We start from the raw sequence: 21,519 nt of genomic DNA, 5'->3' as shown, positions 1-21,519 counted from the left end.
AGGCGCGCGACCAACTCCGCCTGATGGGCCGCAGAGGTGGTGGCAAGATCGAGGTGCACACGGTTCTTCGTCGCAGTCTTGGGCTCCGGGACGGCGACGACGTCGACGCATACGCGGGCCGGGTCCCGCCAATCGAAGCCGACGCGTCCCACGTTGGTCTCGCCGGGTTCCCGGCTGGAAACGCTCCAGCCGAGCGCCTCCGCCCAGAACCGGCCGACTGCCGAGTCATCAAGAGCCTTTATGTTCACCAGAACAGGTCGCAGTGCCATGCCGGCGATCCTATGCATGCGGCAACGACATCCACAGGTACCGTCGCCCGTCAGAGATCGATTCGCTCACCAGCCGCGTTGCGCAGCTCGCCGACCGGAGCGCTCAGCCCCGCCCGGCGAAGCCTTCAGCGCCGCCCTCTGCTTCCCCACGGGCGCGATCGAGACCGCCCTCGCCGACGAAAGGCCGGCCAGTGAAGTCGGTTGCGTGATGCCGGGCTTGGCGTTGGGTCAGGAAGCGTGGCTGCGTCGGCCGTCAGCGTCGGGGGGTGCCTGTGGTGAGATCCTTGACGAGGAAGATGCAGGGGTCTTCGACGTGGTGGGCGATGCCGTCCTGATCGATGTAGGACCAGCGGTCCAGGTAGCGCACTGTCGGCTGGTATCCCAAGCGGGCGTAGAGCCTTGCCGCCCGGGGGTTGCCGTGGTCGTCAACGCCCAGTCCGATCTTGCGCGTGTTCCGTTGGACTGCGAGTCGTTCCGCATGGCGGATGAGCGCGGTCCCGATCCCGGCGCCGCGCAGCGGTTCGGCGACATGCAGGCCGTTGATCTCCGGGCAGTCCGCGAAGACGGCCCGGACCTCTGGGGCGTTGCAGCCGTTCCACCGGACCTCGCCATTGCCCACCGGACAGCCGTCCGTCCAGGCCACCAGGTATGTGCTGCTGCCCGCGGTGTGGCGAGCGAAGCGCCGGGCATGGAACGAGGTCGCACTGCCCGACGGCAGGTGCTCGTCGAGCAGGACGACATCCTCGGTACGGCACTCGGTAATGTGCATGCGCCTGACGATGCCGTGCCGTTCTCCTCCGGCGCCGGCGTTTTTGTCCCCGGCGGATGATGTGGTCGGTCGTTGAGGGCCGCACCGGTGCCGGTGGACAGCCATCGACCAGGTCCGGGCGGTACGGGATCTGTCCGCTTGGCCTAGCTGCACGGGTTGCCGGGGTCGACGTCGGTCAGGTCGCAGCTGGCGTCCCACAGCCTCGCCGCCGTGGCGGTGTCGGTGAGATGACTCCACACCGCCTCTTGTCGAGGGGTGCCTCGCAGGCCGAAGAGGCGTGGTCCCCACAGCTGTCCTCCGCGCACGGCCGGGTCGAGCACCGCCCGGACCGCGGACCATGCGCCGGCGTGCTTGCCCTGGACGAGCAGGGCGGCAGGTGCCGCGCGCAGCCGCGCGCGGACGCTTCGCGCATGGACCGGCGCTCGTGACGGAGTGAGGGAGTCCAGGGCGCCGCCGGGATGGACCACCACGCTCTCCACCGAGCTGCCGAGGCTTCGCAGCCGGCGGTCGAGTTCGAGCCCGAGGTGCATCTGTGCCAGCTTTGACCGTCCGTACGTGCGTTTGGCGTCGTAGTCCCGTAGGGACTGGAGGTCGTCCAGGTCCAGCCGTTCCGACTTCGCCGCGAAGCTGCCGACGGTCACGACACGTGCTGCTGGTGCGGCCGACAGAAGCGGCATCAGCCGGCCAGTCAGCGCGAAGTGCCCGAGGTGGTTCGTGCCGAACATGAGCTCATGACCGTCCGCCGTCTCGCGACGGGGCGGGTCGTCCAGCGCGACGCCGGCATTGTGGACCACCGCATCGAGTGCGTTCACCTCCAGGTTCTCCACCACCGTGCTGAGCGACGACAGGTCGGCGAGGTCCAGACGTACGGCACGCACCTGCGCGCCGGGTACACGCGAGCGGATCGAGGCCATGGCGGCTTCGGCTCTCGCCGGGTCCCGGCTGCCCAGTACGAGGGTGGCTCCGGTCGCCGAAAGCTGCTCCGCGACGAAGTACCCGATGCCCGCGTTGCCGCCGGTGACCAGGAAGACGCTCCCCTCGGCACGCGGCAGCCGGTGAACGTCCCAGGACGGGACGGAGGACGTTGGCAACATGAGGACAATCTCCCTTGCACCGGAACGATGAGACGGTCACGGCCGCACCCGAGGGAGCGGCTGGTCAACCACGGTTCCAGCGAGAACCGACACATCGCCTACGGATCACCGACCGCCGCGGTGTGATGCATACATCCCACCGACCGACGGCTCTGGCTTGCCACAGAAGCCTGGCCACTCCTGCGTGCAGGAAGGCTGCGGTCCGAGGTCATGCTGCTCAGTGGGCGGTGTGGGCGGTGTGGGCGGTGTGGGCGTACGCGCGGACCGGTAGGCACCGCCCGTACCGTGCAGCCGGCAGCCCCGCGCCCCGCAGCCCGTGCTTCGTTGCCGGGCGCTGACCGGCCGGGCGTACTAGTGCGGGGTGCGCGGGTGCGGGTGCTCGGCCCGGACGCCGTGGATGCGGCGGCCGGGCCGGCGTATGTGGGTGGGCCCGGTCGGTCCACCTGCCCATCCGGGGCGGGGCGGGGCGGGGCGGGGCGGGTCGGTGCGGGCGGAGCCGCCGGAGCCGGGTGGGGAGCCGGCCTCCGGGACCCCTGTGGCCCCTGGCTGCGTGTCGTCAGGAGATGCGGATGCCCGACCAGTTGGTGGACTTGCCGACCTGCGTCCGGCTGCCGAAGCTGCCGTGGCCGTTGCCCCGGTTCAGCCAGGCGTGGCCGTCCTTGTCGAGCGAGATGAGGTCGGTCCGGCCGTCCCCGGACAGGTCGAGTCCGCCGACGACGTCCTTGTAGGAGGTGCCCCAGTCCTTGAAGACCAGCGACCGGGGCCTGAACGTACCGGTGCCGGCGCCGCTGAATCGCCAGAGCTCGTTCGACGCGTCGAGGGCCAGCAGGTCGTTCTTGCCGTCGCCGTCGAGATCCCCGGCGGCGATCAGCTTCTTGTAGCGGTCGAAGCCGGACCCGGCGAGCGTGCGGGCTTTGAAGCCGCCCGCGCCGTTGTTCGCGTACACGTAGAGCTTCCCCGTCGAGGCGGACCGGGTCAGCAGGTCCGCCCGGCCGTCGCCGGTGACGTCGCCGGGCGAGACGACCGTGTCGTACCCGCTCCAGTCAGAGGAGACCGTGACGTGGGACGACTGCTGGTCGGGCAGTCCGCCGCAGATCGTCGGGTAGACGCGGGCCTCGCCCTTCGGGTAACGGACGAACACGTCGTTGCAGCCGTCGCCGTCGAGGTCACCGTACGGCAGCACCAGTGTGCCCGTCGGCCAGCTGGTCGCGCGCTGCCCCGCGGACAGCTTCGTCGCGTCGCCCGCGTACACCTTCAGACCGGTGCTGTCCCGGCCGAAGAGGTCGGCCTTGCCGTCGTCCGTGTAGTCACGCCCTCGGGGGAGCGCGCGGCTGGTGGTGGTGGCCTGGTAGACGCCGTCGAGGACAGTGCTGTTCGTCTCGGTCCGCTTGTACTCGTCCCACAGCACGACGGGCCGGCCGAGCGCGTCGGCGGCCACCTCGGGCGCCCCCGTGAACTGGGCGCTCGTCGCGCTCAGCCGCCGCGGGGCGGACCAGGTACCGCCCTTGAAGACGGCGGCCATCGTGTACTCCTCGTACGAGTAGCCCTCCCGCCACGTCACCGTGACCGTGCCGCCCGAGGTGGCGGCCGCGCCGACCGCGCGCACCTTCTTGTGCGCGGAGAAGGGCTGCGTGTACGGCTGCCAGACGCCGGTGGCCGCCGAGCGCACCGCGTACCAGGGGCCGGTCGAATACCCGGGCCCGCCGGCCACGAAGAGGTCGCCGTTGGGCAGGTAGACGGGCGCCGTCATCGCGGAGGTGCTGCCGTAGTCGGCGGCGGACCTCGGGGTGCTCCACTGCGTGGCGCCGGCGTCGCGGCGCGTGTGCATGAGATGCGCGATGTCGTCGTAGAACACGTCGAAGCCGCCCCGCGGACCGGCGAACACCCTCGGGCGTGCCAGGTCCACGCCCGGGACCGGGAAGCCCTGGACCGGGGTCCAGGTGGTTGCGCCGGGGGCCTTCTCCAGGGCGACGACGGCCTTGCTCGCCTGCCACTGCCACACCAGCAGGGCGGTGCCGTCGTGGGCGACGGCAAGGTCCATGTCGGAGATGTCCCGGCTGCCGGACGGCGGTTGCTCGTCGAGGTCGGCCGGAGCGGTCCACGCGGCCTGCGGGCCGCTCTTCTCCGCGGCCTTCACGACGCCGGAGGCCGACCACACGGCGACCAGCCGGCCGTCGGGGGCCGCCGCCAGGTGCTGGTACCCCTTCTGGGGAACCGCGGCGACGTACTCGGGCTCGGAGAACGCAGTCGCACCGGGCGTGAGGGTGGCCACCTTCAGCCAGTAGTTGTCGTGGTCGTCGGCGCGCTGGGCCCGCCACACCAGGCGCACCGTGCCGTCGCCCGGCGAGACCAGCTCGGTGTTGTACCCGCCGGCGTCGGGCCAGGTCTGCGGGGCGAGCCAGCGGGTGCTGTCGGCGGGCCGGATCCGGGTGGAACGAGAGATCCCGTCGCCGGTGAGGGAGACGACGGCGCCGTTGCCGGCCGACACCAGGGCGTTGAGCCCGCCCGAGGCGGAGGCGGGGGCGGGGTTCGGGGAGTGCAGGCTGCGGGTGCCCCACGGGCCCGGTGCACGCGTCCCGCCGACGGCCGTGGAGGTGGTGCCGATGGCCGTGGTGCCGGTGGCCGCGGGCGCGGCGTGGGCTGCGGTCGGGGCTGCGGCCGCCAGAGCGAGGACGGGAGTGAGCGCGATGCCGAGCACCGCGCGGGACTGCGCAGTCATGGGAATGCCCCCCCGGGCAGGGCGTATCCGGTCACACGGATTCGCCGAACTGTTCGAAACAAGTCAGGCGCAGCGTATATCAACGCAGATCGTCGCGCGGGGGAGACGTCCCTGGAGATTCCGTACCAGGTGCGGGCCGGGGGGCAGTGGCGTGACCTGCCCGAACGGCTCCCCGCCGAGTCGGCTGAGCGCCCCTGTGCTGCCGCTGGCCCGGCTCGAAGCACGGCGCGGTTGGTGGGCGGGGAGACGGCACCCCGCGTGCGGCGATGTGTGCCGGGGGGCCGGTGAGCGCTCCGACGCACGGGGACGGGGCTTTTGCCGACGGCTTCGCAGATCTCGGCACAGCCCGGTTGGAACACCTCACGCAGTACGAACATCGGTCGCTCGGTCGGCGTCCGTGCCTCCGGCGCGAGCGGCCTCGCCGGTGTCCGCCGGCTTTCTCACAACGGCTGAACCAGGCCGGCCCGCCACTCCGGCGACGGATCCGAGCCCAACTCGCTCCAGTACTCCCGGCCGGCAACGACCCTTCCGTCCCGCACCGTCCAGAACGACGCCACCCGGTGCGGCCCCATCGTTTCGTGCGGAACCTCCACCTCCGAGACCACCTGCTCGCCTTCGGCGACGACCCGCAGCACCCGGATCGACCACCCCTGCGGGTACTCGGCGTTGATGCGGACGTAGTGCTCCGGCCCTACGATCCGTTCGCCGCTGACCGGCCACTCCACCACCAGGTCCTCGGCCAGCAACTCACGCAACCCGGCCCAGTCCCCGGCCTGCATGCGCTCCCAATCGAGGCTCTGCGCTGTCCGTCGGCCTTCAGCGGTCGATGGACGGCACCCGATCCAGGCCGGTCTCGCGCATGATGCGCTCCACGGTCTCGTCCAAGGTGCTGCCGGCGTCGATGACGGTCTCGATTCCGCTGGGCAGTAGGTCCCGCTCGCGGTACCAGTCCCGCAGCTGCTGGTCGGTGACCTGGGCCAGGTACGCCGGATCGGGCTTGGTCGCATGCCGGATCAGGGTTTCCTGAAAAGGGACGTCCAGGTAGTAGCAGAAAGAGGTGCCCCGGTGGGTGCGAACGAGGTCTTCGATCATCGTGCCGTAACGGTCGGCGTACAGGATGCCCTCGACGACCGTATGGAATCCGGCGTCCAGTGCGTAGCGAGCCGTCATCCCGATCAGGCCGATGTTGGCTGCGCCGGGCCGGTCGTGCTCGCGCAGCACGACCCGGCGCAAGTTGTCCTGGCCGACCACGGCCAGGTTGCGGCCGAACTGCTCACGCAGGCCCGCCGCGACGGACGACTTTCCCGAGGCGCTGTTGCCGCGCAGCACGACCAAGCGGGTCTCTTCCGTTCCTACCCTCACGATCGGAACGATACTGAGGCCCTCTGACACTCAAGGCCGACCGCGCGGGATCGCGCCGCCGGAGTGGCCCTCGCCCTCCACCGGCCCGGCACACCGCCCCTGTGGGACGCCGTGCTGCTGGTGTCCTGACCCCCTGCGAGGGACGCCCCATCCGGAGTGCACCGCACGTCCTGCGGACCGGGGCCGCGGCTCCGGCCCTGGCCGCATGAGCCCGAAGCCCGAAGCCCGAAGCCCGAAGCCCGAAGCCCGAAGCCCGAAGCCCGAAGCCCGAAGCCCGAGGCCCGAAGCCCTCGGTCGGCGGTGCCATCCGGGTCATGCGCAGGTGATCTCGTCGCGCGGGGCGTAGTGCGTGCGGTACGGCTCCCGCTTGACTTCCAGGCCGTCTTTGTAGAAGACCCGTTGCACAGTGACGTCGAAGCCTTCCAGCGGTGTCTGCGGCACGCACTGCTCGGCCGTGCTCACCTTCTTCACCGGCTGCTGCACGTGGGTGCGCGGCCCCGTGACCGACTTGATCTCGTCGTACTTCTTGGTGCCGAGGAAGGTGACGGTCACGGAGGTGTCGGTGGACTCGGCCTGGATGTAGACGGCGTTGCCGGAGTCGTTCTTGAACTTCAGGTCCAGGAGGTTCCAGACGACCGTCGCCTCACGGCCCTCCGGGTAGCGCTCGATGTAGAAGGAGTGGGCGCCGTGCTCCACCAACTTCATCCCGGCGAAGAACGCCGCGTTGTAGACAGTGGTGGCCACGGTGGAGACCCCGCCGCCGGACGCCTTCGTGAACTCGTTGTCGAGGATGATGACGCCCTCGACGAAGCCGTTGGCCTTGGTGCGCTCGCCCACGGTCCGGTTGAGGCTCCACGTCTCGTCCGGCCTGACCACGGAGCCGTTGATGAGCTGCGCGGCCCGGCCGATGTTCTGGGTGCGGTACGGGGCCTTCTCGAAGTTGACGGTGAACGAGGACAACTTCTCCTTCGGCCCCAGCTGCGCGGTGTTGTCGCGGGTGACCTCGGGCTGGATCCTGCGCGTGGGCAGTTCGCCGGTGCGGGCGGCGGTGCCCGACCTGGTGAGCAGCGGCAGAACGGCCTTGCTCAGTGCCTTGTCGCTGATCTCCTGGCCGGGCCTGCCGTCATCGGCCACGACGACGTTGTCGCCGTCGAGCCGCAGGCCGGCGCTCTCGGTGCCACTGGTGAGGCCGGCCAGCTCGGGTTCGGTGCGCAGTCCCTTGCCGTCGAGCCTCGGCGTCAGCCTGCCACTGCCGTCCGGTCGCATCTGGAGGTGCTTGCCCACGACGGCCTGGCCGATCGTGACGCGCTTGTCACCTTCGGTGAGGGTGACCGGTGCCGACATGGCCGGCTGTGCGAACTCGCGGACCGCTCGTCGTACCTCCGCCGCCGTGACCTTCGGCTTGGTCTCGCGGGTGGGCAGGGGGGTGACCGAGTCGGCCTTGCCGTGCAGGAAGGAGGTGCGCACCGTGCCGACCGCGGCGTCCACGTCGAGCGCGTAGCCGCGGCGCGGGGTCACCTGCCCGACCTGGCCGCCCGCGAAGGTGACCGCGCCGTCCCGGACCTTCTGGTCGAGAGATCGGGCCAGCTTCCCGAGAGCGGCGCGCGTCCGCCTGTCGTCGACGTGTACGACCGGCTCGATGTCGTCGCCGTCCGAGCGGAACAGGGCGCCGACCCCACTGATCGGGTCGGAGCCGGTACGCGTCGCCCGGTCGACGGTCTGCTCGACGTCGAAGCGGAGCCCCGCCTGCCGCGGATCGATCGTGCCTGTGCGCTCACCGACCGTCACGGCCAGCGCCTGCGAGCCGGCCGGCGCCAGATGCTCTTCCAGCTTCCGGACGGCGTCCACGGGGCTCAGGCCCCCGATGCCCACGCCGTGGACGGTCGTACCCGCCTCGATCTCCCCACCCGTGAGCAGCAGCCCGGTCAGATACAGGCCGCCGACACCGACGGCAAGGGCGCCCCCGGCCAGGGCGACGGGCGGAACGGAGGCTGTTCGCGGGATGGAGGGTATGCGGGGGCGCATGGGGCTCCGAGACGATCGACGGGGCGGTGCACGTCGATGACGTGACGCCGCGGGCAGGGCAAGCACGCCAAACTACCCGTAATCGGGCATTGATCGCGCACTCCCCATGTCCCGTCGAACGTTTCATGGTGGCCGGAAAGCGCAGATTCCCGCCTCAGTCCTGGTCGAAGGCGTCGTGACGTGACATTGCCCACGCGGGCTCCCTCGCTGAGCAGGCAGCGCGGCACTGCACCGGCTCCGACGGAGCCGCTGCAGTGCCGCGCAGTCGCCTCGCATACGCCGCCCCGGACAGTGACCGGTGGTTCGGACGCACGGCCCCGAGGACAGTCGCAGCGCGGGCCGGGACGCCACCCGAGGCGAGAATCCGCTCTCCTGCGCGTCGGTCACCCGGCAGGATCGAGCACGACCGGAAGTTCCGCGAGGCCACGGAAGGCCGGGAAGGGAACCTCCAGCCACCGCGCTTCGCCGCGGGGATCAGCCAGGGTCGCTCTCGGGAACCGGTCGAACAGGCCGGTGAGGGCCAGCTGCATCTCCAGCCGGGCCAGCGGGGCGCCGAGGCAGTAGTGGCTGCCGTGCCCGAACCCCAGATGTGCGTCCTGCGCGTTGCCCGGACGCACCACGTTCAACTCGTCCGGGGCGTCGAACTTCAGCGGGTCGCGGTTGGCCGAACTGATCGCGATCTGGACCAGGGCGCCCTTGGGGATCCGCGTCCCGCTGTACTCCACGTCCTCGGTCGCGTAGCGGAACGTCGCGCTCTCCACCGAGCCGTCGTAGCGCACCAGCTCCTCGACCGCGGCACGCATCAGCTCCCGGTTCTCCCGCACGGCGCGCAGTTGCCCGGGATGTGACAGGAGGTGATGCACGGCGTTGCCGATCAGGTACGCGGTCGTCTTGTGGCCTGCGAACATCAGCAGGAACGCCGTGGAGACCAGTTCGTTCTCGGTCAGCCCGCCGTCGTCGTCCCGGACCGCGGTGAGCGCGCTCAGCAGATCGTCACCCGGACGGCTCCGCTTGGCGGCGATGAGATCCGAGAAGTACGCGTGCAGGTCCTCCTCCGCCTTCTGCTGGGCCCGCTTGGCCTCCTCGTCGAAGCCGCTCCGGGCCACCGCGGAGGACAGGTCCTGCATCCGTGACCGCTCCTGTGGCGGCACACCGAGCAGATCGCAGATCACGACGATCGGCAGCGGGAACGCGAAGGCCGGCAGCAGGTCGAAGGACTCCCCGGTCGGGCACTCGTCGAGGAGGCCCCGGACGACATCCTGGATCTTCGGCCGCAGCGCCTCCACACGCCGTGGGGTGAACGCGGAGTTGACCAGCCTGCGCAGTCGCGTGTGCTTGGGTGCGTCGGAGTTGAGCATGTTGTCGTCCAGCGCGACGGACGAGTCACCGAAGATCCTCCGGTAGGCGTCCATGGCCCCGTACATGTCCTTGCTCAACCGGGAATCCGCCAGGGCGGCCCGCGCGTCGTCGTACCGGGTGATCAGGTACGTCTCGTTGCCGTGCGGCGGTCTCATGGGGCAGACCGGGGCCGCGTCGCGGAGATGGGCGTAGACCGTGTGAGGGTCCCGCCGGAACTCCGGGGTGCAGCGTTCGGCCGCCGTGACGGCCTCCTGCGTGGTGGTCACGGACGACTCCTGAGGTCGAAGAGGGCCTCGGCGTTACCCCCGAGGATGAGCTGCTGCGACGCCCTGTCCACCGGCAGTTTCTCGATCATGCGGATCTGCTCCTCCAGCGGCACGGCCAAGGGCGGTGAGTCGGTGCCGAACAGCATCCGCTCGGGCCCCAGCACCTCCGCGTTCAGACTCAGATGCGCCGAACTGGACGGGCTCGTGTCGACGTACATGCGCTGGAGTGCCGCGGCCGGGTCGACCGCAGGCCCCGTGGTCGCCGGCGGGGCGGCCGCAGGCGGGGCGCCGGCCGCCCCGGGTGAGCCGGGGGGCGGCGCGCCCCCGGCCCAGTGCCTCGGGCGCGCGGCCGTCTGCAGGCGCTCCGGCAGCAGCGCCATCGCGCCGCCGCCGGTCGCGCCGATCAGCCGCAGATCCGGGTACTTGTCCAGCCATCCCGTGAAGGCGATCATGGCCATGCCCATGGTGACGTCGTCGAACCGGCCGATCTGCTCGACGAAGCCGATCTGCTCGACCCGCTCCGTGCCGACCGGTTCGGCCGGGGCGTGTACCAGGACCGGCACCCCCGCCTCCGCGGCCAGAGCGAAGAAGGAGTCGGTGCGCGGGGCACCGAGCAGCTCACCGTGGACGCTGGACGTGGTGATCAGGCCGACGAAGGCCGGGTCCTCCAGGGTCTCCCGCACCCCTTCCAGGTGATCGTCGTCACCGAACGGGTTGGCGTACACATAGCCGCGCAACCGGTCCGGGAACCTGGCGATCAGCCCCGACATCCAGGCGTGGAAACTGCGCAACCGGTCCCGTGGTTGCGCGTAGTTGTCCACGCCCGGTACCCGCGCCATCGCTCCGGCGCCGACGGGGCTGCCGATGATGGTGAGGTCGATCCCTGCCTCGGCGCGCGCGGCGAGCATGCCGTCGACGTCGGTCAGGCTCGGGGGCATGGGGAAACGTCTGGCCGCCTCCGGCGGGGACAGATGCCCGTGGATGTCGATGATCACGTGTCGCTTCCCGGGTTCGGTGTGAGTGCGCGGGTGACCGCGGCACAGTCCTGGTCGCCCAGTCCCTGCTCGGTGGCACGGACGTGGGTCTCTGCCGCGGCGCTCGCCAGTGGCAGATCCAGGCCGGCTGCCGCTGCCTGCTTGGTAGCGAGCATGAGGTCCTTCGCCATCAGCCGCAGCCGGAAGTCCGGCTCTTCGAAGCGGCCGGAACCCAGGCGCCTCGACTTGAACGCCATGACCGGGGAGGCGAAACCGCTGCCTGCGATGGTCTTCAGGACCAGCTGCCGGTCCAGTCCGCAGGCGTCCGCCAGTTGGGTGACCTCGGCCAGGGCCTGCACCTCTATGCCCATCAGCAGGTTGAGGCACAGCTTCATCCGCATGCCCGAACCGAGTGCGCCCAGATGGACGACCTCCTTGCCCAGCATGTCCAGCAGCGGGCGCCCGGCGTTGAACGCCTGCTCCTCACCGCCGACGAAGAGCCGCAGCTCGCCGTCCCGGGCGTGGTCGCGGTTGCCGAGCATGCCGACGTCCAGGACCGAGGGAATGTCCCCGGCGATCTGGACGACCTCTTCGGGGGAGACGGTGCTGGCGCAGATCAGGACGCCGGGGTAGGGGCCCTTGGCCAGCACGCCGCCGGGCCCGCGCAGCACGGAGCCGAGGGCTTCGCCGTCGGCGACGACGCAGATGGCGGCGCTCGTGCCCTCGACGGCGTCGGCGGGGCAGGGGACGACGAAGGCGCCTGCCGCAGCAAGCGGTTCGGCCCGCTCCGGGGTACGGTTCCAGACCCGGACCTGTATTCCCCGGTCGAGGAGACGCGTGGCGAGGCTGCTGCCCATCGCGCCGAGCCCGAGTACGGCGACGGGGGTGCGGGACGCATGTGTCATGCCGTCACCCCCTTGGTCTCCTTGACGACCCGGAACCGCAGCGACTGCGTCGAGTCGACCCACTGGCGCAGCGGAGCCACCAGCGCACGATGCTCCTCGCTCTGCTGCCAGGCGAAGAAGTGCTCGGCCGTCTGCCACTCGCTGGTGATGACCCACTGACGGGAGTCGTCCACGGGTTCTCCCAGCCTCTCGACGATATGGCCGGGGGTCTGAGACACGGACTTGCGGAGCTGGTCGTACAGCTCCAGGAATCCCTGCTCGCCGCCCTCGATCACTCGGACGGTGAAAACGACGCTCAGCCCTTCGGCCGACCGGCCGTTGTTCTTCGTGCCCATGTCTCCTCCTGAAGGTGAGATCCGGCAGGACACGACTCCCACCGACTCATGTCCCCCGGACGGACGCAACTCCGAATGGGGCACAGGCCAACGGGGACAAGGCGGCAACGGTCCGTGGTTGCTCTGTTCGGGTGAGTGACGAGGCGGTGGGTACCGTCGGCTCGGCGCGCGGACGGCAGCACCCGAACGGGGGTGAACCGGAACGGCATCCGAGGGGCACGAAGGGGCCCGGACGAGGGGCAGGCACGTCGCGGTTGCAGGCCGCTCGCGCGCGGAGGGGCGGGTACTGGGCGGCGGTTTCGTCGCGAGCTCAACCGGACGGCGTGACCGGGGACCGCATGCCGAGCCACTGCTCGGCGCCCCAAGCCTCGAACCGCTCCACCTCGGTGAACCCCAGCTTCGCCGCGAGACGCATCGAGCCGACGTTGGCGGTCTGGGTGGTGAGCACCACCGGCTCGCCGGGAAGCGCGTCGGCGAGCCAGCCGAGTGCCGCCGCGCAGGCCTCGGCGGCGTACCCGAATCCCCAGGCCCGCGGCAGGAACATGTAGCCGAGATCGGCCTTCCCCGCGGCAGCCGGGCGACGGTGCCCCGTTGCTCTCCTGAGCAGGATCTGGCCGATCATCGACCCGTCGAGATCGACGACGAAGTTCCCGGGCCACCGCTCGGGCACCTCAGGCGTCTCGTGCTCAAGCTCGTCCCGAGGCCGGGGGCCGCCGAGGTAGGTGTGCACCTCCGGCGAGGCGAGCAGGTCGATGAACGCCGCACGGTCCCGGGTCTCGGGCTCACGGAGCACGAGCCTCTCGGTCCTGATCGGCTCAGGCGGCCAGGCCACGGATCCCAGATCTTCCATCGTCGCACGCTAACAGGTGGTCAGACCGACCGAATGGGGAACGCTCGACTCCATCCGGACCCGAGCCCCCGACAGCAACTGGGGCTCTTTGCGATCTCGTGCTTCCCCACGGGATGTCGGCGGTCTGTCGTCGGACGACGGAGATGCCGGTCGGATCGACGGTGATGAGGGTCGGTTCGGACGCGGCGTGTCCGTCTTCCTGAAGGGGCACGACGAACCTGTGAGTCGGGAAGACCGATCCCGATGCGGGCACATGGTGTTCGGAGAAGTGAGCGGCTGCTGTGCCGCCGAGCACGTCGGGCGCATAGTCATGCCGGCGCAGCAGGCCGGCCACGTCGTAGTGGAAGACCTGTTCCGTGGAATGCGTGGCGAGGGCCCCGGGAGCTCGGCGACGCCATCCGCGCATTGCCGCCGGCCGCGAGCGCGTCGTGTACTGGTCGTCCCGGCTCAACTCGCCCGGTCGGGCGGGAAGGCGTTGCCGAACATCGGCAGACCGCTCGCGGACTCGGTCCGGGTCGCCTCGTCCTGCCAGACGTCCCAGTGTTCGGCCAGTCTGCCGTTCTCGATACGCACCACGTCGGCCACGACGGAGGCGGTCTCGCCGGTGCCGGAGTACCGGCCGTAGAGCATCACGTAGTCGCCCTCGGCGACCACGAGCTGGTTGTCGTAGCGCAGGGTGGCGGGCAGGGCGCGGACGAGGTTGAACAGACCTTCCCGTCCGGGCGGGATGTGTCGGCTGTGCTGAACGTATTCCTCGGACCAGAACTCCTCCGCGGCCGCGTAGTCGCGCCTGCCGAAGAGCGTGTCGAAGGCCGTCAGAACGAGTTCTTTGTTCTGTTCGGGTGTGGACATGCCATGCTCCAGAGAGTGATTGTCATGGGTGCTTCGGACGTCGTCATCTGCGCGGCTACGGGCTCTTCGCGGTGACATGAGCTGCGGGGCCAGGCGGTGCGAGGTGCGGAGCGCATCGTCTGTTCCTCACGGGGGTGAATGCGTTGTTCGTGCTGAGGATCTGTGCGTGTGGATCTTCCCTGGTCCGCAGGGGTGTCATGCCGTGCGCTGGGCCGGTCGGGCGATCCTGGGCTTCGTTCCCGGCGCAGGAGGCGCACGAGGTGGAGGGGATCGCGGCGTGACGTCGGATGCGCTCGGCGGTTTTCATGAGCTCCGCTCCTGGCAGAGAGCGAGCTGTGTTTCTCTCAGCTGGACAGGTGAGGGAGCGGGTCCGGCCGGCCGAGGGGGGACAAGGGGCGTGCAGTCGCTGGTGGTCTTCGGCGGTCACCGGTGCGCGCGCTTCGTCGGTCAACGGCGCTTGTGGACGCGGTACTGCGCGAGCAGGCCGAGAGCGGCGGCGGCGAGCTCTGCGGCCGGCGCCCCTGAGTCCGAATACGCAGGCCGGGGCGGACGGCGTGCCGTGCGTGTGATGCCCTCGGTGCGGGTGCGTGCCGAGGGCATCGGGTGTCGGGTGCCGGCGCCCGGGTTCTGGAGACGGGCCTGCACCCTGTCGAACCAGGGGCGCCTCAGTGCAGTTGGGGCACGCCCAGCAGCGGGTCGTCGGGGCCGCACACCTGCGCCCGGACATGGTGCCCCTGCGGGTCGGTCAGCTGCACGAGGGAGCCGTAGTCGTGCGCGGTGCGGTGCGGTGGTGTCACGGAGATGCGAGGGTCGTATTCCGCCAGGACGTCGCAGCTCTCGGACGGCGAGGCGACCGCGTCGTAGAAGACCGGGAACTCGATGCTGTGGCCCGGCTTCAGTACCACGTGGACCGGCGCGGACTTCTTCGGCTTCGCATCGGCAGACGGTCCCTTGCCGACAAAGAATTCCAGCCCCGGGTAACCGTCGAAGGCGCAGGGACCCGATCCCTTGCGGGCGGCGCTGAGCATCGCCGTCGGCGTATGGTGCGGCTTGCCCGGCAGAAGGGTCATCTTCCAGCTCAGCTCGGACGATCCGCACGCGGCGGGACGGGCGTCCGAAGCGCCCTTGGACGGCTGGGTGGCGGTGTCGTGGTCCTTGCCGCAGGCAGCGGCACCCAGCAATACCACCAGGCTGAGAGCGGAGACTGCCAGTGTCCGCGGTGCCATGAGATTCCCCCTGGTGAAGACATCCTTGCGGGACCCCGTGTCATCGCTCCTGCCTCACTGCACAGAGAGATGCCGACCCTCCCGGGGAGGTTCCAGAAGATCCCGGTCGGCTCCCTCGCACGATCTCAGCAGCTGCCTCGTATTCACGGACTTGAGCCCACGGGCCCACCGCAGTGCGGTCAGCGCCCGATGTCCGCCCGTTGCCGGCGCGTCGATCGGCCGCGACACCGTCGGATCGGAGGCCACCTGTCCGAACGGCGCCGGCTCGGCCCTGACTCGCAGACGCGCGGCGTCCTGTCGCAGTGCAGCCAGTTATCAGATTGGTCGAGTTCGCGTTCGATGGGCGTGCGTTCGACTATGGGAATCCGGCCCCTCCGGTGGTGATGTGGCGGCGGTCGGGCGCACATTGGCCGGATGCATATGTCAACGTCGCTGATCGGCCGGTCAGTTGTGGAGTGGGGCGTCGGTCTCCCTGTCGTGTCGGCGGGCGGAGTCGTCACATCCTCGCCTCAGGGGCTTCACATTCCGCAAGTGAATTGCTATTTCAGTTGCATCCGAATTCCCTTCCGTCCCTCAGGGATCTTCCGCCTTCTCGCCGAGAATTCGGGCAAGTGGAAATCACGCCACCGACTCCTCTCGGTAGTTTCAGGACTTTGTCTTCAGGGTGAACCGCGAAACCGTTTCGGCATATCTACGATCGCAGGCTATGACCGACACTCCACGGGGCAACTCCGCCACCCGTGCCCGCTGGCAGACCTGTCTGAGGCTCGCCCGTGAACTCCTCCTCGTCGGACCCGACGGCAAAGACCTCAAGCTCGAATACCTGCATGCTCTGATAGACACCGGCCGCCTCGGTACCACCCGTCACCCGCGCAAGAAGGTCCTCGTCGTCGGCGCCGGCATCACCGGCCTCGTCGTCGGCCGGCTGCTCAAGGACGCCGGGCACGACGTCACCATCCTCGAGGCGAACGCCAACCGCGTCGGCGGACGCATCAAGACCTTCCGCACCACCAAGCACCACCAGCCTTTCGCCGACCCGGCCCAGTACGCCGAGGCCGGGGCCATGCGGCTGCCCGACTTCCACCCGCTCGTCCTCGCCCTGGTCGACAAACTGGGGCTCGGCCGCCGCCAGTTCTACAACGTGGACATCGACCCCCACACCGGCAGCGGCCCCGACGTGCCCGTCCCTCCGGTGACGTACTCCTCCTTCACCGGCCGGACGTGGACGTACGGCGACGACAGCCCGGACTTCGCCGAACCCGACAAGCTCGGCAACTCCTGGATCCGCGCCAACCGCGTCCAGGTGCGGCGCGCCGACTACGCTGCCGGTCCCGAGCGGATCAACGAGGGCTTCCACCTCATCGACGACGAGGTCCGCGCCCCCGTCGCGCGGATGGTGGACGAGGCGCTGGAGAGCGTGCGCGACTACTACTCCGACGTCGTCGACGGCAAGCGGGTCAACAAGCCGTTCGACGAGTGGGTCGAGGGCTGGGCGCGGGTGATCCGGGACTTCGACGGCGACTCGATGGGCTCCTTCCTGCGCGACCGGGCCGGGCTCAGCGACGAGGCCGTCGAAGCCCTCGGAACCCTGGAAAACATGTCCTCGCGGCTCTACCTCTCCTTCTTCCACAGCTTCCTGAGCCGCAGCGACATCAACCCCGGCGTCCGCTACTGGGAGATCCCGGGAGGTAGCTGGCGCCTGCCGCACGCCCTGTACCAGGGCCTGCGCGACGAGGTGCAGCTCGGTCAGCGCATGATCCGCCTCGAATACCACGACCCCAGCCGCGACACCGACCCCGACGGCACCGGGGCGGTCGGACCCGACGGGTGGGGCGTGGCCGTACAGACCGTCGACGAGGAGGACCCGAAGGAACTGCCCCGACTGTGGACGGCGGACCTGGCGGTCGTCACCATCCCGTTCTCCGCGCTGCGCTTCGTGGAGATCGTCCCCTCGATGTCGTACAAGAAGCGCCGCGCCATCATCGAGACCCACTACGACCAGGCCACCAAGGTGCTGCTCGAATTCAGCCATCGCTGGTGGGAGTTCACCGAGGACGACTGGCGCGACATGCTGGACGGCATCGCGCCCGGCCTGTACGAGTACTACCGGCGGGGGCACGAGGTGGACACCGAGACCGTGTCCGTGCCCACGCTGCCCGAGCCGGAGGCCGGACTGCTCGGCGCCGCCGTCAAGGACAGCCTCGTCACCGAGGAGATGCGGCGGATCGACGGCGGTCTGCCCCTGCGCGGCCCCGCCGTCCGGCCCGCCACCCACTGCTTCGGCGGGGGCTCCGCCGCCGACAACCCCAACCGGTTCATGTACTACCCCTCGCACCCGGTCGCGGACAGCATGGGCGGCGGCGTCGTCCTCGCCTCGTACTCCTGGTCCGACGACGCCGCACGCTGGGACTCCATGCCGAAGACGGAGCGCTACCTCTACGCCCTGCGCAACCTCCAGGCCGTGCACGGCCGGCGCATCGAGGTGTTCTTCACCGGCCGGGGCGCCACCCAGAGCTGGGCCCGCGACCCGTACGCCTTCGGCGAGGCCGCCATCTACACCGCGCACCAGATGACCAGCTTCCATCTGGACGTCTCCCGGCCCGAGGGCCCGGTGCACTTCGCCGGCGAGCACACGTCCCTCAAGCACGCCTGGATCGAGGGCGCCCTGGAGAGCGCCGTCCGCGCCGCACTCGCCGTCCACCAGGCCCCGCCGGTCACCGACTGGAAAGGCCCGGAACCGGAGGTCCCGGGTGCGGACCGGGAAGGGGAGTCCTCGTGAGCGCGATCACCCCCGCCTGCACGGTCGCCCGCTATCTCGCCCTGCGGCTGGCCGAGTTGGGCATCACCCATCTGTTCGGAGTCCCCGGCAACCACCTCGGCCCGTTCCTCACCACCCTGCGGGCCGAGGGCGACATCGAATGGGTCGGCACTCCTACCGAGGGCGGCGCGGGCCAGGCGGCCGACGCCTACGCCCGCATCCACGGCGTGGGCGCGGCGGCGGTGACGTACAGCGTGGGCGCGTTCAATCTGCTCAACGCCTGCGGTGGCGCGTACGTCGAGCAGGTCCCGCTCATCGCCGTCAACGCCTGCCCGCCGTACGAGCAGTGGCAGAACTTCCGCGCCGTCGGGCTGCTCACCTCGCACATGAGCCCCCGTGCCGAGAGCAACCTGGACGTCTACCGGCAGGTCACCGTGGACGCACAGGTCATCTCCCACCCGGGCCTGGCGCCCGCCCAGATCGACGCCGCGCTCACCGCGTGCGTCTCGGAGCGCCGGCCGGTCTACCTGGAGGTCATGGAAGACCTGTGGGACGAGCCCTGCCCCGAGCCGAGGGAGCCGATCGTCCGCCGCGAACGGCCTTTCAGCGAGCGCAACCAGACGATGCTGGACCAGGCCGTGCAGGCGATCCTCACCCTGATGGAGGAGCACCCCGGCCCGGACGGCAGGCCCCGCCCGATCGTGTGGGCCGGCGAGGAGATCGACCGGTACGGGCTCGGCGGGGAACTCGTCGACCTGGTGGAGGCCACCGGCGTGCCGTTCTGCACGACCGTCGGCGCCAAGGCCGTCGTGGGCGAGGACCTGCCGCAGTTCCACGGCGTCTACAACGGCAAGGCCGGCCACCCGGACGTGCGCGCGATCTTCAAGGAGTGGGCCACCTGCCGGATCGGGCTCGGCGCCTGGTCCACGTCGAAGAACCTCGACGGTGAGCAGAGCGTCGGCACCGACTGGGTGATGGCAGCGCACGGCGGCATCAGCGTCGGTACCTCCTACTTCCCCGACGTCCAGCTAGTCCAGTTGCTGCCCGCCCTCCAGGACGCGCTGGTGAAGGCCTACGGCACCGAGGGCCTGTCCGCGGACTACTACGCCGAGTCCTACAGCTACCAGGGAGCGCGGGACGACCACCCCGCCGGCCTGGCGCAGTACCGCGCCTCGCTGAGCGTCAGCGGTGCGCGGTCCCGGGACGCCGAACGGCTCACGTACGACGGCGTGTTCGACCGGGTCAACCACTTCCTGGGCCGCGAGACCACGGACGAGTGGACGGTCGTGTCCGACGCCGCGTTCTCCCTCATCGGTTCGATGAACCTGTCCCTGTCCGCGGGCGGCTTCCTGTCCCAGATCAGCTGGCTGTCCATCGGCTGGTCGGTCGGCGCGGCCACCGGCGCCGCGCTCGCCCCGGAACGCGAGGGCGCCCGCCCGATGGTGTTCGTCGGCGACGGCGCCTTCCAGGAGACCTGCCAGGAGATCTCCACGCACACCCGGCTCGGGCTGCGCTCGGTGGTCTTCGTCCTGGACAACGGGTCCTTCTACGGCATCGAGCAGATGTTGGTGCACCCGGCCTACTTCGCCGGACAGGATCCCGCCGAGCCGGACTTCTACAACGTCCTGCACCCCTGGCACTACGACCGCCTCGCGGCCGTCTTCGCCGGCAAGGACACCCCGGCGACCGGCCTCAGCGTCGCCCGCCCCGCGGAGCTGGACGACCTGCTGGCCCGCCTCGGCGACCCGCGCGACCCGGTCAACGCCGGACCCCTCCTGGTCCGCGTCCGCCTGGACCGGCACGACTATCCGCGGGCCATGGCGTACAAGGTGCCGAAATCCTCATGACCGAAACTCCCGTGTCAGAGAATCCCGAATCCCGAGGGGGAAAGAAATGGCTGATCTGAACGTACTGATCGCGTTCGACGCGGCCACGATCGTCGAGCAGAATCCGGGCGCGTCGCGGAATCCCGACGCACCGACCTACGTCGACCAGAGCCTGATCTACATGACGACGCGGCACGACCACATCGTCGGCACTTCGGGCGCCGAGCTGAACCTGCGGGCCGAGCCCGGGGACACTATCCGGTGGCGGGAGACGACGGTGTCACTGGGCAGCGACTACAAGGCGCTGCTGTACCGCTACGTGAGCAGCGACCCGGGCCACACACTTATCAGGACGCCGGAGATCGAAGTGGTCGACGGCGTCTATCCGCTGCCGCAGGAAGGCAGCGAGGGCAGTCCGGATTTCGTGACGCAGAAGTACCAGGACCACTACTGGCGCACCACGGTGAAGAGCGTCGGCAAGGTCGTGTACCACTTCTACTTCCAGATCCTCGACCGGCACCGGCAGTTGAAGGGGTACTACCAGTGGGACCCCTTCATCACCATCGAGGACGCCTGACGGTCCGGACGTGAGGGGCGGCGGCGCGGTCACCCCGCCGCCGCCCTTCGCGGCACCGACCTGCCGCCCTTCGCGGTGCCCGACCCGCCGGCCTTCGCAGTGTCCGGCCTGTGGCTCTCCGCCGTGTCCGGCTTGCCGCGCTGCGCGGTGCACGGCCTGTGGCTCCAGGCTGTGTCCGGTCTGCCGCGCTGCGCGGTACCGGCGTCCTCTTTCTGGGTCTGGAAGAAGCCCGGCTTCCTCGGCGAGTACGACACCAGGAGGTTCTTCGTCTGCCGGCGGGGCGGGGTCCGCTCGCCTCCGACCAGAGGCAAGGCCGGGGATCACGGGGGCCGGCGGCCCGTTCTGCAATCGGCCGGCCCTCAATTCTGTTGCCCCTGCACGGTCGGCTCCGCATCCTGCTGGGATGCGCTTCTCCGTGAACATCCCCAACTTCGGTGACTTCGCAGACCCCCGTAACGTCGCGACGGCAGCGGCAGCCGCCGAACAGTGCGGCTGGGACGGTCTCTTCGTCTGGGATCACGTGCTGCACCGACAGCATCAGGGGCGTCCCTTCGCGGACCCCTGGATGCTGCTGACCGCCGCCGCGCTGGCGACCTCACGGATCCGGCTGGGCACCCTGCTGACGCCGGTCCCTCGTTACCGCCCACAACAACTCGCCCGCCAGGTGGCCACCTTGGACCACCTCAGCGGCGGCCGGGTGATCTTCGCCGCGGGCCTGGGCGGCCCGCTGGAGGACGAGTACCGCAGCTTCGGCGACACCGCCGAGCCACGCGTCCTCGCCGAGCGGCTGGACGAGGGACTGGAGCTCCTGCGGCGCTACTGGTCCGGTGAGCCGGTGAACCACCATGGCCCGCACTACGAGGTCCGGGACGTCACGCTGGTGCCCGCCACCGCGCAGAGGCCCCGTCCGCCGGTGTGGATCGGCGGGTTCTGGCCGCGTCGGCAGCCCATGCGGCGGGCAGCGCGATGGGACGGCGCGGTGCCGCTGTTCGAGACGGCCCGGCACGGACATGTACCGGATGCGGCGGAGGTGCGGGAACTGGTCGGCCACGTGAACAAGCAGCGTACGGGCGGGGCCAGGGCCCCCTTCGAGTTCGTGCTCGGCGGCGCTACGCCCCCCGATGCGGCCAGAGCCGCGGACGTGATCGGTCCGCTGCGCGACGCCGGGGCCACGTGGTGGGACGAGCGGCAGATCCAGACCGGCCCCGACCTGGACCGTCTGGCCCCGGTGCTCCGCCGCATCGAGGCAGGGCCTCCGGCCCTGTGACGAGCCGCCGGAACCAGTCCGGGCTCCGGCCCTTGTGGCCCCGGATTCCCGGCGGGGCCACCGAGGTCGGCCTCTTCTCCCGAACT

General features: G+C 70.2%; 18 protein-coding genes. 4 read left to right on the top strand and 14 right to left on the bottom strand.

Annotated features, from left to right (window positions below):
* From ACFZCP_RS30180 to ACFZCP_RS30115, 14 genes are all read right to left on the bottom strand, one after another.
* On the bottom strand, positions 1 to 269 hold a 269-nt coding region (locus ACFZCP_RS30180; RefSeq protein ID WP_391432841.1), incomplete at its 3' end, for a VOC family protein.
* A gap of 253 nt (positions 270 to 522) precedes the next feature.
* Positions 523 to 1,038 (bottom strand): GNAT family N-acetyltransferase, encoded by a 516-nt coding sequence (locus ACFZCP_RS30175; RefSeq protein ID WP_391432838.1) that lies wholly within the window; start codon positions 1,036 to 1,038, stop codon positions 523 to 525.
* Positions 1,039 to 1,181: 143 nt separating this feature from the next.
* A complete protein-coding gene (locus ACFZCP_RS30170) occupies positions 1,182 to 2,132 on the bottom strand; it encodes an SDR family NAD(P)-dependent oxidoreductase (RefSeq protein WP_391432834.1) in 951 nt (316 codons plus the stop codon).
* A gap of 556 nt (positions 2,133 to 2,688) precedes the next feature.
* Positions 2,689 to 4,851 carry an FG-GAP-like repeat-containing protein gene (locus ACFZCP_RS30165; protein ID WP_391432831.1) on the bottom strand — a complete coding sequence of 721 codons (2,163 nt, stop codon included), beginning with the start codon at positions 4,849 to 4,851 and terminating at the stop codon, positions 2,689 to 2,691.
* A 440-nt stretch (positions 4,852 to 5,291) separates the two neighbouring features.
* The gene (locus tag ACFZCP_RS30160; RefSeq protein ID WP_391432828.1) at positions 5,292 to 5,630 is read right to left on the bottom strand and encodes a nuclear transport factor 2 family protein; all 339 of its coding nucleotides are present in this window, start codon (positions 5,628 to 5,630) and stop codon (positions 5,292 to 5,294) included.
* 37 nt (positions 5,631 to 5,667) lie between these two features.
* Entirely contained in the window at positions 5,668 to 6,213 is a 546-nt protein-coding gene (locus tag ACFZCP_RS30155; protein ID WP_391432825.1) for a kinase, read from the bottom strand.
* A gap of 312 nt (positions 6,214 to 6,525) precedes the next feature.
* Positions 6,526 to 8,238: a VanW family protein gene (locus ACFZCP_RS30150; RefSeq protein WP_391432822.1), complete on the bottom strand. Its 1,713-nt coding sequence runs from the start codon at positions 8,236 to 8,238 to the stop codon at positions 6,526 to 6,528.
* A 383-nt stretch (positions 8,239 to 8,621) separates the two neighbouring features.
* Complete coding sequence (locus ACFZCP_RS30145; protein WP_391432819.1) at positions 8,622 to 9,863, bottom strand: cytochrome P450; 1,242 nt, start codon at positions 9,861 to 9,863, stop codon at positions 8,622 to 8,624.
* Positions 9,860 to 10,858 (bottom strand): amidohydrolase family protein, encoded by a 999-nt coding sequence (locus tag ACFZCP_RS30140; protein ID WP_391432816.1) that lies wholly within the window; start codon positions 10,856 to 10,858, stop codon positions 9,860 to 9,862. Before ACFZCP_RS30140 ends, ACFZCP_RS30145 begins: the two co-directional genes overlap by 4 nt.
* Positions 10,855 to 11,742 (bottom strand): NAD(P)-binding domain-containing protein, encoded by an 888-nt coding sequence (locus tag ACFZCP_RS30135; RefSeq protein WP_391432813.1) that lies wholly within the window; start codon positions 11,740 to 11,742, stop codon positions 10,855 to 10,857. The genes ACFZCP_RS30140 and ACFZCP_RS30135 overlap by 4 nt, the downstream gene beginning before the upstream one ends.
* On the bottom strand, positions 11,739 to 12,077 hold the full coding sequence (locus tag ACFZCP_RS30130) for an antibiotic biosynthesis monooxygenase (RefSeq protein ID WP_391432810.1): 339 nt from the start codon (positions 12,075 to 12,077) through the stop codon (positions 11,739 to 11,741). Before ACFZCP_RS30130 ends, ACFZCP_RS30135 begins: the two co-directional genes overlap by 4 nt.
* A gap of 310 nt (positions 12,078 to 12,387) precedes the next feature.
* Entirely contained in the window at positions 12,388 to 12,927 is a 540-nt protein-coding gene (locus ACFZCP_RS30125) for a GNAT family N-acetyltransferase (protein WP_391432807.1), read from the bottom strand.
* 447 nt (positions 12,928 to 13,374) lie between these two features.
* Positions 13,375 to 13,779: a nuclear transport factor 2 family protein gene (locus ACFZCP_RS30120; protein WP_391432804.1), complete on the bottom strand. Its 405-nt coding sequence runs from the start codon at positions 13,777 to 13,779 to the stop codon at positions 13,375 to 13,377.
* Between the two features lie 665 nt (positions 13,780 to 14,444).
* A complete protein-coding gene (locus ACFZCP_RS30115) occupies positions 14,445 to 15,005 on the bottom strand; it encodes a DUF4232 domain-containing protein (protein ID WP_391432801.1) in 561 nt (186 codons plus the stop codon).
* Between the two features lie 706 nt (positions 15,006 to 15,711).
* On the opposite strand from ACFZCP_RS30115, the gene ACFZCP_RS30110 reads away from it, so the two are divergent.
* The 4 genes from ACFZCP_RS30110 to ACFZCP_RS30095 all read left to right on the top strand — a co-directional run bounded on the left by ACFZCP_RS30110 (position 15,712) and on the right by ACFZCP_RS30095 (position 21,433).
* Entirely contained in the window at positions 15,712 to 17,784 is a 2,073-nt protein-coding gene (locus ACFZCP_RS30110; protein WP_391432798.1) for an FAD-dependent oxidoreductase, read from the top strand.
* Positions 17,781 to 19,610: a thiamine pyrophosphate-binding protein gene (locus ACFZCP_RS30105; RefSeq protein ID WP_391432795.1), complete on the top strand. Its 1,830-nt coding sequence runs from the start codon at positions 17,781 to 17,783 to the stop codon at positions 19,608 to 19,610. The genes ACFZCP_RS30110 and ACFZCP_RS30105 overlap by 4 nt, the downstream gene beginning before the upstream one ends.
* 46 nt (positions 19,611 to 19,656) lie before the next feature.
* Positions 19,657 to 20,166 carry an inclusion body family protein gene (locus ACFZCP_RS30100; protein WP_362699310.1) on the top strand — a complete coding sequence of 170 codons (510 nt, stop codon included), beginning with the start codon at positions 19,657 to 19,659 and terminating at the stop codon, positions 20,164 to 20,166.
* Between the two features lie 403 nt (positions 20,167 to 20,569).
* The gene (locus ACFZCP_RS30095; protein WP_391432791.1) at positions 20,570 to 21,433 is read left to right on the top strand and encodes an LLM class flavin-dependent oxidoreductase; all 864 of its coding nucleotides are present in this window, start codon (positions 20,570 to 20,572) and stop codon (positions 21,431 to 21,433) included.
* The last annotated feature ends 86 nt before the right edge of the window (positions 21,434 to 21,519 follow it).

Source organism: Streptomyces sp. NPDC007971 (genome assembly GCF_042958635.1).
Classification (GTDB): Bacteria; Actinomycetota; Actinomycetes; order Streptomycetales; family Streptomycetaceae; genus Streptomyces.
Note: the sequence above shows the minus strand (reverse complement) of the source record. Positions and strands in the feature narration are given on the sequence as shown.

Coding starts and splice junctions, on each gene's coding strand:
- ACFZCP_RS30110 (WP_391432798.1), top strand. CDS start 15,712: ATGACCGACACTCCACGGGGCAACTCCGCCACCCGTGCCCGCTGGCAG.
- ACFZCP_RS30100 (WP_362699310.1), top strand. CDS start 19,657: ATGGCTGATCTGAACGTACTGATCGCGTTCGACGCGGCCACGATCGTC.
- ACFZCP_RS30130 (WP_391432810.1), bottom strand. CDS start 12,077: ATGGGCACGAAGAACAACGGCCGGTCGGCCGAAGGGCTGAGCGTCGTT.
- ACFZCP_RS30160 (WP_391432828.1), bottom strand. CDS start 5,630: ATGCAGGCCGGGGACTGGGCCGGGTTGCGTGAGTTGCTGGCCGAGGAC.
- ACFZCP_RS30175 (WP_391432838.1), bottom strand. CDS start 1,038: ATGCACATTACCGAGTGCCGTACCGAGGATGTCGTCCTGCTCGACGAG.
- ACFZCP_RS30170 (WP_391432834.1), bottom strand. CDS start 2,132: ATGTTGCCAACGTCCTCCGTCCCGTCCTGGGACGTTCACCGGCTGCCG.
- ACFZCP_RS30125 (WP_391432807.1), bottom strand. CDS start 12,927: ATGGAAGATCTGGGATCCGTGGCCTGGCCGCCTGAGCCGATCAGGACC.
- ACFZCP_RS30120 (WP_391432804.1), bottom strand. CDS start 13,779: ATGTCCACACCCGAACAGAACAAAGAACTCGTTCTGACGGCCTTCGAC.
- ACFZCP_RS30135 (WP_391432813.1), bottom strand. CDS start 11,742: ATGACACATGCGTCCCGCACCCCCGTCGCCGTACTCGGGCTCGGCGCG.
- ACFZCP_RS30095 (WP_391432791.1), top strand. CDS start 20,570: ATGCGCTTCTCCGTGAACATCCCCAACTTCGGTGACTTCGCAGACCCC.
- ACFZCP_RS30165 (WP_391432831.1), bottom strand. CDS start 4,851: ATGACTGCGCAGTCCCGCGCGGTGCTCGGCATCGCGCTCACTCCCGTC.
- ACFZCP_RS30115 (WP_391432801.1), bottom strand. CDS start 15,005: ATGGCACCGCGGACACTGGCAGTCTCCGCTCTCAGCCTGGTGGTATTG.
- ACFZCP_RS30150 (WP_391432822.1), bottom strand. CDS start 8,238: ATGCGCCCCCGCATACCCTCCATCCCGCGAACAGCCTCCGTTCCGCCC.